This is a genomic window from uncultured Veillonella sp. (assembly GCF_963551295.1).
In the GTDB taxonomy this organism is placed as follows: Bacteria; Bacillota; Negativicutes; order Veillonellales; family Veillonellaceae; genus Veillonella.
This window is the reverse complement of sequence record NZ_CAUVFT010000012.1, coordinates 24149-36707: the sequence shown is the minus strand read 5'-3', so window position 1 is coordinate 36707 and position 12559 is coordinate 24149. Positions and strand designations below refer to the sequence as shown.

The 12559-nt window shown below is 37.9% G+C and carries 11 protein-coding genes and 1 riboswitch; of the genes, 10 read left to right on the top strand and 1 reads right to left on the bottom strand.

Features of this window, described 5'->3' with window-relative positions; all coding sequences use genetic code 11:
- Window positions 1-66: 66 nt before the first annotated feature.
- Window positions 67-1809 carry a ubiquinone-dependent pyruvate dehydrogenase gene (poxB, locus tag RYO55_RS04860; RefSeq protein WP_314984405.1) on the bottom strand — a complete coding sequence of 581 codons (1743 nt, stop codon included), beginning with the start codon at window positions 1807-1809 and terminating at the stop codon, window positions 67-69.
- Between the two features lie 293 nt (window positions 1810-2102).
- Window positions 2103-2218: riboswitch (FMN riboswitch) on the top strand.
- Between the two features lie 66 nt (window positions 2219-2284).
- On the opposite strand from poxB, the gene ribD reads away from it, so the two are divergent.
- From ribD to RYO55_RS04810, 10 genes are all read left to right on the top strand, one after another.
- Window positions 2285-3499, top strand: coding sequence for a bifunctional diaminohydroxyphosphoribosylaminopyrimidine deaminase/5-amino-6-(5-phosphoribosylamino)uracil reductase RibD (gene ribD / locus RYO55_RS04855; protein WP_314984404.1), 1215 nt, complete (start codon window positions 2285-2287; stop codon window positions 3497-3499).
- On the top strand, window positions 3480-4136 hold the full coding sequence (locus tag RYO55_RS04850; RefSeq protein WP_314984403.1) for a riboflavin synthase: 657 nt from the start codon (window positions 3480-3482) through the stop codon (window positions 4134-4136). Before ribD ends, RYO55_RS04850 begins: the two co-directional genes overlap by 20 nt.
- Before the next feature lie 15 nt (window positions 4137-4151).
- Window positions 4152-5354, top strand: coding sequence for a bifunctional 3,4-dihydroxy-2-butanone-4-phosphate synthase/GTP cyclohydrolase II (locus RYO55_RS04845; protein ID WP_314984402.1), 1203 nt, complete (start codon window positions 4152-4154; stop codon window positions 5352-5354).
- A gap of 77 nt (window positions 5355-5431) precedes the next feature.
- Window positions 5432-5893, top strand: a complete 462-nt coding sequence (gene ribE, locus RYO55_RS04840; RefSeq protein ID WP_101928287.1) for a 6,7-dimethyl-8-ribityllumazine synthase — start codon at window positions 5432-5434, stop codon at window positions 5891-5893.
- 193 nt (window positions 5894-6086) lie between these two features.
- Entirely contained in the window at window positions 6087-6965 is an 879-nt protein-coding gene (hslO, locus tag RYO55_RS04835) for an Hsp33 family molecular chaperone HslO (protein WP_314984400.1), read from the top strand.
- Between the two features lie 119 nt (window positions 6966-7084).
- Complete coding sequence (gene mtnP, locus RYO55_RS04830; RefSeq protein WP_314984399.1) at window positions 7085-7879, top strand: S-methyl-5'-thioadenosine phosphorylase; 795 nt, start codon at window positions 7085-7087, stop codon at window positions 7877-7879.
- Between the two features lie 42 nt (window positions 7880-7921).
- Entirely contained in the window at window positions 7922-8986 is a 1065-nt protein-coding gene (gene mtnA / locus RYO55_RS04825; protein WP_314984397.1) for an S-methyl-5-thioribose-1-phosphate isomerase, read from the top strand.
- A gap of 97 nt (window positions 8987-9083) precedes the next feature.
- Window positions 9084-10328 carry an adenosylhomocysteinase gene (locus RYO55_RS04820; protein WP_060924575.1) on the top strand — a complete coding sequence of 415 codons (1245 nt, stop codon included), beginning with the start codon at window positions 9084-9086 and terminating at the stop codon, window positions 10326-10328.
- A 119-nt stretch (window positions 10329-10447) separates the two neighbouring features.
- Window positions 10448-11737 carry an amidohydrolase gene (locus RYO55_RS04815; RefSeq protein WP_314984396.1) on the top strand — a complete coding sequence of 430 codons (1290 nt, stop codon included), beginning with the start codon at window positions 10448-10450 and terminating at the stop codon, window positions 11735-11737.
- A gap of 107 nt (window positions 11738-11844) precedes the next feature.
- Window positions 11845-12507: a hypothetical protein gene (locus RYO55_RS04810; protein WP_287528572.1), complete on the top strand. Its 663-nt coding sequence runs from the start codon at window positions 11845-11847 to the stop codon at window positions 12505-12507.
- The last annotated feature ends 52 nt before the right edge of the window (window positions 12508-12559 follow it).

The following is a 12559-nucleotide window of genomic DNA, read 5'->3' as shown; positions in this document are numbered from 1 at the left end:
GATGACACCTCTTTTTGAAAGTTTTGCAGTTTATTTTTTTGACAGATTTTTAATATTTGGCAGATTTTAGTACAGAGATTTATATTTCATCCAGTTTGTTTTGGCCATTTCTTTAAGTTCTGTACCGCGGCCATCAAGGATTGCATTGATCAAGTATTTGCTAAACCCTTTCGCTTGTTGGTAAGCGATTTTAGGTGGCATAGCAAGTTCTTGTTTGTCCACGCGAACGTTGACGATTACTGGGCCATTATGGTTAAGGGCTTCCATAATTTTTTCATCCACTTCGCTAGAGTTTTGAATGCTAACCCCTTTAATACCAGCAGCTTCTGCTAGTTTTCCAAAGTCTGGATTTATAAAATCTGTAGCATAGTCTAAGTAGCCAGAAGCTTTCATTTCCATAGCAATGAAACTAAGTTCTTCGTTATTAAATACGAAGATTTTAATTGGTAGATTTAATTGTTTTAATGTTAGCATTTCGCCCATCATCATAGTGAAGCCACCATCACCGGATAGAGAGATAACTTGACGATTTGGACAAGCATTTTGAGCACCGATGGCATGCATCATAGCATTAGCCATGGAGCCATGGTTAAAGGAGCCTAAAATACGACGTTTACCATTGGTTTTTAGATGACGAGCCGTCCAAATTACAGGAGTACCTACATCAAAGGTAAAGATAGCATCTTCACTTGCTAACTTATTCAAACGATTAACAAAGTATTGAGGGTGAATTGCTACACCATCTGGTTCAGCTACTGCATAGCTATCTAGGTCACCTCTAAATTTAGTGTATGCTTTACGGACAGTATCGATAAATTCAGTATCACTACGTTGACCAATAAGAGGTAATAATTCTTTCAATGTATCTTTTACGGTGCCAATAATCCCTTGGGTAAGTGGTACACGGCGACCTAATGCACTAGGATCTCTATCAATTTGGATTACCTTTGCATTTTCTGGATAGAACGGACGGTAAGGGAAGTCAGTACCAAGCATAACGAGTGTATCGCATTGTTCAATAGCACGATAACCAGAAGTATAGCCTAATAGACCTGTCATACCTACATCATATGGGTTATCCCATTCAACCCATTCTTTACCTCTAAAAGCATGTACTACAGGAGCTTGCAAACGTTTCGCTAATTCTACGACTTCATCATGAGCACCTTCACAACCTGCACCACAGAAGAGGGTAATACGTTCACCTTTTTCTAAATGTGCTACCATTTCTTCGATATCTTCACGTTGTGGAATGATATGAGGTAAGCGAGGATGATGCCATACTGGCAATTCGTCAATTTCCATTTCCATAACTGCTACATCCCCAGGAAGGACGATAACGGCAACATCTTGATTGCCTACAGCGGCATTCATAGCGCGGAATAGAATTTCAGGCATCTGTTTAGGATTAGATACAAGTTCACAGAAACAAGAGCACTCTTTAAATAAGTTTTCTGGATGAGTTTCTTGGAAATAATTTAACCCTACTTCAGATTGTGGAATATGAGAAGCAATAGCCAATACTGGAACACGATTGCGATGACAATCAAAAAGACCGTTAATTAAATGCAGGTTACCTGGCCCAGAGCTACCAGCACAAACTGTTAGTTTACTGGTTAATGAGGCTTCTGCACCGGCAGCAAAAGCTGCTGTTTCTTCGTGTCGTACATGTTCGAAGGAAATTTTACCATTACGACGTAAACTATCGTTTACGGAATTTAAACTATCGCCAGTGATACCGTAAATGCGTTCGATGCCCGCATTGGCTAAGACTTCTATAAGTACATCAGAAATTCGTTTTTTTGCCATATTATCACCTATATCTAATAAATAATATCAATTAAGTATGGTTGTTAAACCCATATATTATTATATTAGACCTGTTTTTAATGTAATTATGTGATATAAGTTACTAATTGATGTATACATAGTTTATATATGTTTATAATGCTATGATTGATTAATATTTATTTATTAAAATCAAGACCTATAATTATAAAAATTTTATTCTATATTAACTACTTAATATTTTTCTCAATACAATACTCTTATTCTTGCATAACATTAATAAAAGTGTTACTATTAATTCATAAACAAAATAGATAAGTCTTTGGGGATAGGTGAAATTCCTTACCGGCGGTATAGTCCGCGAACCTTTTAGGTATGAATCGGTGCAATTCCGATACCGACAGTAGAGTCTGGATGAGAAAAGACGAGGCACATTTGTTGTGCGTATTTATGACTACCCAAGGACTATATATAGTCCTTTTTTTATTGAGGTGATATGGTGGATGACGTATCATATATGAAACGCGCCATTGAACTGGCAAAATTAGCCACAGGTCACACTTCGCCAAATCCTTTGGTTGGTGCCGTAGTGGTTAAAGACAATACAATAATCGGTGAAGGTTATCATCATAAAGCGGGTACAGCTCATGCTGAGGTTCATGCCTTAAACCAAGCTGGTGATAATGCTAAAGGTGCTACTTTATATGTAACATTGGAGCCATGTTCTCATTATGGTAAAACTCCACCTTGTGCGCTACGTATTATCGAGGCTGGCATAGCTAAAGTCGTAGTAGGTAGTACAGATCCTAATCCACTAGTATCTGGAAAGGGCATGGATTTACTCCGCGAAGCAGGTATAGAGGTTATTTGCCCCGTATGTAGTGAAGAATGTGCTGAACTAAATGAGCATTTTTTTACGTATATACAGACAGGTAAGCCTTTTGTCACTATAAAAAGTGCTATGTCTTTAGATGGAAAAATTGCTACATTTACCGGACAATCTCAATGGATTACTAACGAGTCTTCTCGTCGAGATGGACATGTCTTACGTGCTACTCATGATGCGATGCTCGTTGGGATTGGTACAATTTTGGCGGATAATCCCCAGTTAAATTGTCGCCTCAATGATACCGAATTATGTGAGGCTCTAATGGATACAGCTGTCCTAAAGGAGCCTATTCCAGTTCATCAGCCAGATGTAATCATATTGGATAGTCTAGGTAGAACGCCAACTAACAGTCAGGTTTTTGACGTAGAAAATCGCAAGGTGCATATATTTGTATCTAAAGGTTGTCCTAAGGATCGGATACAAGCCTTAGAACAAGTTGGTGCTCAAGTAACCGTAGTAGAATCTATTTCTACTCGTAAAAGCAAAAGCACTGACATTGTTATCGATATTAAGAAATTATCTATCGATGATATTCTTACGAAACTAGGTGAACTAGGTTACACATCTATTCTTGTTGAAGGTGGATCCGCAATTATCAGTTCTTTTGTGGAAACGATGAACTTTGATAAGGTCGTAACATATATTGGAAATACTATTATTGGTGGTAACGATGCTACACCAGCTGTAGGTGGCCGTGGTTTTGAAAGTTTAGAGGCTTCGCCGCAATTAACTTTTACCAAGACTAAAGTATTAGATAATAACATTCGCATTGAAGCGTATCGTCAAGGGAGGAGGGGCGCTTATGTTCACGGGGATTGTTGAAGAAATTGGCCGTGTTGAAAGTATTAAAAAGGGCCCTAAATCCTTAGCTATAACGATAAGGGGAAATAAAATTTTTAGCGATTTAAAAATTGGTGACTCCGTAGCTGTTAATGGTGTATGCTTGACGGCTACTACAATCGGTAATGGTGTATTTACTGCCGATGTAATGCCAGAGTCAATTAAGATGACTACTTTTACTAATTTGAAAGTTCATCAACCTGTCAATTTAGAGCGGGCTATGCTCGCCAATGGTAGATTTGGAGGTCATATTGTGGCAGGCCATGTAGATGGTACCGGCCGCATCATTAACCGTGAACAAACGGATAATGCTATTATCTTTACCGTAGAGGCCCCTAAATCCGTTATGGATTATGTGATCTATAAAGGATCAATTACCATCGACGGAATTAGTCTAACTATAATGCGCAGGACGGACAGCAGTTTTTCCGTTTCTATTATTCCTCATACATTGGGTGAAACGATTTTAGGTTCGGCTCATATTAGTACAGAGGTTAATTTAGAGACCGATATCGCTGGTCGATACATTCGTCATTTTATGAATCTTAGTAGTGAATCTACTGAGGATAAAACAAAGAAATCTATGCAATCCCTCTTAGTAGAGAATGGATTTATATAAGTAAGGAGCGTTCCTATGAGCGAACAATTACATTCTATTGATGAAATCTTAAAAGATCTTAAAGCAGGTAAGCCTGTTATTATCGTTGATGATGAAAGCCGTGAAAACGAAGGTGATCTTATCATTGCTGCAGAGTTTGCGACGCAAGAAAACATTAACTTTATGGTTAAATACGCCCGCGGTATCGTATGTACACCTATGCGCCGTAAAGCGTTAGAAAAGCTTGGGATTCCCGCAATGGTTACTAAAAACACTGATAACCATGAAACTGCTTTCACTGTTACTGTTGACCATGTAGATACTACAACCGGTGTATCTCCAGCAGAGCGTGCCTATACAATTCAAAAATTATTAGATCCAACTGCAAAACCTCAAGATTTTCGCCGTCCAGGTCATGTGTTCCCACTTGTCTATAAAGAGGGAGGCGTATTGGTACGACAAGGTCATACGGAAGCATCTATCGATCTTTGTCGCTTAGCCGGGTTACAAGAGGCTGCAGTTATTTGTGAAATTACAAAAGATGATGGCGATATGGCACGTTTACCGGATCTTATGGAATTTGCTAAAGAACATGATTTAAAAATTGCTTCTGTGGCGGAACTTATTGAATACCGTAAACAACATGAAGATATGGTTGAACTAGGTGCATGCTCTAAATTACCTACTAAGTTTGGTGATTTTAGTATCTTTGTATTTAAGAATGAATTAGATCATAAAGAACATTTAGCTATTGTCAAAGGTAATGTTCAAAATTGTAACGATGTACTTGTACGTATTCACTCTGAATGTTTGACAGGCGATGTATTTGGTTCTAAACGATGTGACTGTGGTGAACAATTAGACAATGCTTTACATGCTATTGAAAAAGAAGGCAAAGGCGTTGTAGTATACATGCGTCAAGAGGGCCGAGGTATTGGGCTGACTAATAAAATTAAAGCCTATGCATTACAAGAACAAGGCCTTGATACAGTAGAGGCGAATGAGCAATTAGGTTTCCCTGCAGATATGCGTGAATATTCTTTGGCGGCACAAATTATACGTTTTTTAGGTATTAATAGTATTCGCTTATTAACTAACAATCCAGAAAAACGTCATGGCTTAGAACATTGGGGGATTAATGTGACTAGTCGTGTACCACTTATTATTGCAGCAAATAAATTTAATGCAGGCTATTTGAAAACAAAAGAAGAAAAAATGGGTCATATGTTAGAAGACTAATAATGGTCTATCTTCAATTTAGAATGGTTTTATCACACATAGAAAATTCTATGTACCGAATATAGGAGGTCATCATAATGGTAGTTCAAGAAGGTAATTTGTTAGGTTCTGGTAAGAAATTTGCTATTATTGGTTCTCGTTTTAATGAATTCATCACGTCGAAATTAATTGGTGGAGCAGAAGACTGCTTATTGCGTCATGACGTTAAACAAGAGGACATTACAGTAATCTGGGTTCCCGGTGCTTATGAAATTCCATTGATTGCTAAAAAAGCTGCCTTATCTGGTCGTTATGATGCAGTTATTTGTGTAGGTGCAGTTATCCGTGGTTCTACTACTCATTATGATTATGTATGTAATGAAGTAGCAAAAGGCATTGCCCACGTTTCATTAGAAACTGGTATTCCCGTTATGTTTGGTGTGGTTACTACAGAAAATATTGAACAAGCAATTGAACGTGCTGGTACAAAAGCAGGTAATAAAGGTTACGATTGTGCTATGGGCGCTATTGAGATGGTTAACCTTATCGATCAAATCTAAGAATTGTATATATAACACTCAGTATCTTATGGTACTGGGTGTTTTTATATTATCGAAAATATGTTCCTTTAAATTTGAATCAAACTAGACGAACATATATTCTTAATTATTGAAAGTTAAATATTTGACATGATATACTATATAAGCAATATAAAAGTAATATCGAAAATAAGTAGAAATAAGGAATGATAGAATGGATTATATAAAACGTTTTACAACCCGTGAAGGGGTTCGTATGTCTTTAGCTGTAACAACCGATACAGTTGAAACTGCTCGTATACGTCACGATTTATGGCCTGTAGCAACAGCTGCTTTAGGTCGTGCTATGACGGGGGCTATCTTATTAGCTGGTGATTTTAAAAACCATGAAAACGTAAGTTTACGCATTAAGGGTGATGGTCCACTAGGAGTGGTACATGTAGATGCATTTTCCGATAATACGGTTCGTGGTTATGTAGATGAACCTCATGTAGATGTACCATTAAAACATGCTGGTAAACTCGACGTTGGTGGTGCAGTAGGTCATAACGGGGAAGTACAAGTTACGCGATTTACACAATTGGCGCAAGACTATACTTCTACAAGCCCGATTCAAAGCGGTGAAGTAGCAGAGGATTTGGCTTATTATTTGTATGCTTCTGAGCAAGTACCTTCTACAATCAGCCTTGGCGTATTGGTAAATCCTGATTACCATACAGTTGTAGCTGGAGGTTTTATCGTACAAGCCTTGCCAGATGCGACAGATGCTGCATTAGCACAAGTAGAAAAAAACATTAATGAACTAGGTCCTGTAACAGAATATTTAAAAGCTCATCCCGATGGCAAAGGCCTTATGGAACGCGTATTAGACGGCTTAACTGTTAATGAGGTCTATAATGAGCCTGTTAATTTCCAATGTCGTTGCGGTCGCGATCGTTTTGCTGGCGTTCTTATGACATTACGTGAAGATGATAAAAAAGCCATTCTAGAAGACGAGACGACAGAACTAGTATGTCATTACTGTAATGAAAAATATCATTTCAGTCGTGAAGAGCTACAAGATATGTTTAAGCCAAAAGGTCCAGTTCAATAATTATTATTAAGAATATAATAACCTTATAAAAATTACAGGCTATATGGTTTTTCCTATAGCCTGTTTTTGTATTCTATGAGAAAATAAAAGATAAGAGTTATTAATAATAGGAGGTCACAATGAGTGCAATCGGTGTAATTGGTGGTACTGGCGTTTATGATCCAACCATCTTTGAAAATATTCATGAAGAATCCTTAATGACACCATATGGTGAAATAGATTATGTACAAGGTACATACCACGGAAAAACAGTCATCTTTGTTGCGCGTCACGGCAAAGATCACACAATTCCTCCACATAAAATTAACTATCGTGCTAATATTTGGGGGCTCAAAAAATTAGGTGTTACATTTATTATTTCTACAACTGCGGTAGGTTCCTTGAATGAAAACTTCAAGCCTGGTCATTTCGTTTTGACTGATCAATTCTTAGATTTCACTAAGAATCGCATCACTACATTCTATGAAGGTGGTGACCGTCCAGTAGCACATCTTGATGTAACAAATCCTTACTGCTCTGAATTGCGTGATATTCTTCAAAAGGTGGGAACGGAACAAGGTCTTACTATTCATAACGGTGGTACTTATGTATGTACTGAAGGTCCTCGTTTTGAAACTCCTGCGGAAATTAAAATGTTCCACATGCTCGGTGGGGATACAGTAGGTATGACTAATGTACCAGAAGTAAACCTTGCTAACGAAGCTGAAATGGCTTATTCCACAATTTCTATGATCACAAACTATGCAGCAGGCATTTCCGAAGCTGCTTTAACACATGGTGAAGTAGTAGAAATGATGGGTGATATGGCGGCTCAACTTAAATCTCTTATCTTAGGTGCTATTGATGCAATCGATGTAGATGCTCGTTATGACGCTCACAATCGCATGCATGAATATGGTGGTTTTAAATTATAATCCATTCATCCTAGAAAACAATAGTTCATCGAAGGAGACGCTATGATTAATATTGAATGGCGTAAAGATACGCTAGTATTATTAGATCAAACTAAATTACCAACAGAGATTTCTTATGTGCACTGTACTGATTGGCGCCAAGTGGCCGAGGCTATTAAAATGCTTCGCGTCCGTGGAGCTCCAGCTATTGGTGTAGCAGCTAGCTATGGTTTAATTTTAGCTGCTATGGAAGCAGGTCGCCAAGAGGTTCCATTTAGTGAGCAATTAACGAGTCTATATGACTTTAGTGAAATATTAAAGGAAACGCGTCCTACCGCAATTAATTTGGCATGGGCTGTAGATCGTGTCATTTCTCTTGTGAAAGCTAATGTTAAAAGCATGTCCTCTATGAGTGAAGTGGCGGACCTCATTACTAAAGAGGCTATTATCATTCACGAAGAAGACGTATCTTTAAATCGTCGTATGGCCGAAGCAGGGGCTACATTATTTGAGGGCAAAAAGAATATTCGCATCTTAACTCATTGTAATGCTGGTGCACTAGCTACAGGTGGTTTAGGTACAGCTCTTGGTGTTGTCCGTAAGCTACATGAAAATGGTCAATTAGAGCGCGTTTATGCAGATGAAACACGTCCGTTATTACAAGGTGCTCGCCTTACAGCCTTTGAGTTACATGAGGATGGTATTCCTGTAACATTAGAAACAGATAATATGGCTGCTTATGCTATGCAACAAGGTCTTATTGATGCTGTAATCGTCGGTGCAGACCGTATCACTACAAAAGGTGATGTAGCTAATAAAATCGGTACCTACGGTGTAGCAGTTCTCGCTAAATTCCATAATATTCCTTTCTATGTGGCGGCACCATATAGCACATTTGATTTTACCTTGGAAAAGGGTACCGATATTCCTATAGAGATGCGCGATGATTATGAAGTAACATCTTTACATGGTGTTCAAACAGCCCCTAATGGTATTGGAGTACTAAATCCTGCATTTGATGTAACACCTCATGAGTTAGTGACTGCAATCATTACTGAGGAAGGTGTTTTAAAGCCAAATTACGAAGAGTCTATAGGTAAGCTACGCCAGATTGTAGAATTTAAATAATTTATTATCTGAATGGTGTAGAATCAATACATCCAAGTGGATTAACTATTAAAAGTTTATTTTTTTATATCTACTCATATTAGTAAAAGGAGTTATTATGCAATCCTTAATTCGAGATATTAACTTAGCAGCAGAAGGCCGTAAAAAAATTGATTGGGTTTCTAACTTTATGCCTACCTTAAATACATTAGGGGATCGTTTTGAAGCTGAACAAACTTTCAAAGGTCAAACTATTGTTGTTAGTGTTCACTTAGAAGCAAAAACAGCATATCTTGCAACGGTTTTAAAACGCGGTGGTGCTGATGTTATCGTAACTGGCTCTAATCCATTGTCTACACAAGACGATGTTGCCGCTGGCCTTGTAGATATGGGTATTACTGTATATGCTTGGTATGATTGTACAGATGAAGAATATTTTGATTTCCTTCATAAAGCATTAGATCATAAACCGCATATCATCATCGATGATGGTGGTGACCTGGTAAACTTGTTACATACTACACGCCAAGATGCTAAAGAACGTCTTATCGGTGGTAGCGAAGAAACTACGACAGGCGTACATCGTTTATACGCATTAGAGAATGCTAAACAATTAACGTTCCCTATGATTGCTGTAAATGACTCTTACTGTAAATATCTTTTCGATAATCGCTATGGTACTGGTCAATCTGTTTGGGATGGTATCATGCGTACTACTAACTTAACTGTAACAGGTAAAAATGTTGTCGTTGCTGGTTACGGCTGGTGCGGTAAAGGCGTTGCTATGCGTGCAAAAGGCCTTGGTGCACACGTATATGTTACTGAAGTAGATCCAATTAAAGCAGTTGAGGCTGTATTTGATGGCTTTAAAGTGTTACCTATGATTGAAGCTGCTAAAGTGGGTGATATCTTCTGTACTGTAACAGGCTGTAAAGATGTTATTGTAAAAGAACATTACGAAGTGATGAAAGATAAAGCAATCATGTGTAATGCAGGTCACTTCGACTGCGAAGTAAACGTAGCTGAATTAGCTGACCTTGCTGTAAGCCATGAGCGCGTTCGTCAAAATATCGAAGGTTATACCATGGCTGATGGCCGTAAGCTCTATGTATTGGCTGAAGGTCGCTTAGTTAACCTTGCAGCTGGTGATGGTCACCCTGCAGAAATCATGGACTTGTCCTTTGCTATGCAAGCCCTTGCTGCAGAGCATATCTTAAAAAACGGCAAAGAAATGGAGCCAAAAGTATATGTATTGCCTCATGAATTAGATGTGGAAATCGCTAAACTTAAATTGAACTCCATGGGCTATGATTTAGACTCTTTAACACAAGAACAAATCGATTATCTAACAAAAGTAAACTAATACTGTATTGAAATATGATGGTTTCTGGAATACATTTTGTATCCAAACTATTACTAGCTTTCAAATTAAACAAATATAACCGAGCTATTATGGCTCGGTTATACCTATGAGGGAAGACTATGTCTGATTTATTGATTACTCATGTAGACGTCCTCACCGATGAGGGTGTTCTAAAAAATCATGCTATTGAAATTGAAAATGGCTATATTACAGATATTTTAAACGACAGTGAAACTGAAACGGCAAAAGACTCTGCTAAGGAAGTACTAGATGGTAAAGGCCAATTGGCGGCGCCAGGTCTTATAAATACGCACACTCATATTGCGATGGGGCTATTTAGAAACTATGCAGATGATCTTGAGCTTATGGAATGGCTTGAAACAGCAATTTGGCCAACAGAAGCAAAACTAAACGACGATTATGTCCGTTATGGCACACAACTTGGCATTGCTGAAATGCTGCGCACTGGTACTACAACTTTTAGCGACATGTATTTCTTTATGAATACTACGGCTGAGGTTGTAAAAGAAACTGGCATTCGATCTGTACTATCTCGTGGCTTAGCCGGTGTATCTCCAACAGCAGATCAAGCATTAGTTGAAAATGCTGACTTATTCCGTACTTGGAATGGTTTTGATAATGACCGCATCAAAGTATTGCTTGGACCACATGCGCCATATACTTGTCCAGATGCTTACATGGAAAAGGTTATCACCTTATCTCATGAGTTAAACTGTGGTATTCATATGCATTTGTCCGAAACAAAAGGGGAAGTGGAGAATGTTATAAAAGCTACAGGTAAAACTCCTATCGCTCATATGCATGATTTAGGTTTGTTCTGGAATACTACCTTGGCCGCACACTGTGTTCATGTTACAGATGAAGATATGGCTATTATGGCTGAAAATAATGTAGCAGTAGCACATAATCCACAATCTAACCTTAAATTAGCAAGTGGTATTGCGCCAGTGCCTGAAATGATTGCCAAAGGTATCACTGTTGGTCTTGGTACGGATGGCTCCGCTTCTAATAATAATGTGGATATGCTTGAAGAAGTACGCCTTGCAGCTACATTACATAAAGCACGACTCTACGATCCTAAAGCCATTCCTGCTCAAGCAGCATGGAACATGGGGACAGTAGAAGGTGCGAAAGCATTGGGCTATACAGACCTTGGAGTACTAGCTAAAGGCTATCGTGCAGACATTGTGTTATATGACGTTTCTGGGTTGCACTGGATGCCTCGTTATAATGATTTAGCTGCTCTTGTATACTCTGCTAATAGTGCTGACGTAAATACTACAATAGTGGGTGGAAAAGTTCTTATGAAAGATAAAGAATTGCTTACTATTGATGAAGAAAAACTTCGCTCAGAAATCACTAAGGCTCAAGCGTATTTCAGTAACTAATATATTAGAAAAAAACTATATCTGTAATTGATTAACTTCTTGTTGTCTATTGTAGTACTATTTAGGTTTGTATTCATATAATATAAGTTTGTATGCGAGGTACTGCTATGCTAAAAAGAATACTTCAATACCTTTCACTCTGTATCGTGCTAGTTAGTTTATTTATATTAGCTGGTTGTAGTAGTAATAGTGCGTCTTCTCAGTCTAAAGGACCTGAAGGGGAATGGATTGCTTACTCAGGCTATACCGTTCAAAATGTAGTGAGTGCTGTAGACACACCAATTTTTATCCTTAATGTAAAGGCTCGTAACGATAGTAAGACGATTTATACAGCAGATATGAAAGCCTATAACTATCAATATACAACACCTGAAAAGAGACCTGTTATTGAATCTACCCAAATGGTAGGGGATATAAAGGAAGCTCGTCTAAATTATATTACGGCCCTTACACTTGTAATGAGTGCTAATGATATAGTAGGTAATTCAGAGAGCTCAAATCCAAATACAATCAAGATGGATATTAGGGACATACCAAATACTGATCTTATTTATGATTCAAAAACAGATACTATTAAATTTTCGGATCAAACTTTTAAACGTGTGAGCGATACGAATAATTTACAAACATTGGCTGATGCGTATAAGAAGGATCTTCAAGTAGCCTCTAATAAATATTTAGAAGAGGTTGGTAATGCAGCCAACCCTAAAACAAAATTTATAACAACCTATAGCTTTGACGACTCTATCATCAAAGACAATAAGAAATAATAAATAAAAGAAAACCCACTCATATTATGATATGTTCCTTTACTAAATAACT

Bases quoted from the DNA above. Each gene is read 5' to 3' on its own strand.
- mtnP (WP_314984399.1), top strand. From the start codon at position 7,085: ATGAGTGCAATCGGTGTAATTGGTGGTACTGGCGTTTATGATCCAACC.
- RYO55_RS04815 (WP_314984396.1), top strand. From the start codon at position 10,448: ATGTCTGATTTATTGATTACTCATGTAGACGTCCTCACCGATGAGGGT.
- mtnA (WP_314984397.1), top strand. From the start codon at position 7,922: ATGATTAATATTGAATGGCGTAAAGATACGCTAGTATTATTAGATCAA.
- RYO55_RS04845 (WP_314984402.1), top strand. From the start codon at position 4,152: ATGAGCGAACAATTACATTCTATTGATGAAATCTTAAAAGATCTTAAA.
- ribE (WP_101928287.1), top strand. From the start codon at position 5,432: ATGGTAGTTCAAGAAGGTAATTTGTTAGGTTCTGGTAAGAAATTTGCT.
- poxB (WP_314984405.1), bottom strand. From the start codon at position 1,809: ATGGCAAAAAAACGAATTTCTGATGTACTTATAGAAGTCTTAGCCAAT.
- ribD (WP_314984404.1), top strand. From the start codon at position 2,285: ATGGTGGATGACGTATCATATATGAAACGCGCCATTGAACTGGCAAAA.
- RYO55_RS04820 (WP_060924575.1), top strand. From the start codon at position 9,084: ATGCAATCCTTAATTCGAGATATTAACTTAGCAGCAGAAGGCCGTAAA.
- RYO55_RS04810 (WP_287528572.1), top strand. From the start codon at position 11,845: ATGCTAAAAAGAATACTTCAATACCTTTCACTCTGTATCGTGCTAGTT.
- hslO (WP_314984400.1), top strand. From the start codon at position 6,087: ATGGATTATATAAAACGTTTTACAACCCGTGAAGGGGTTCGTATGTCT.
- RYO55_RS04850 (WP_314984403.1), top strand. From the start codon at position 3,480: ATGTTCACGGGGATTGTTGAAGAAATTGGCCGTGTTGAAAGTATTAAA.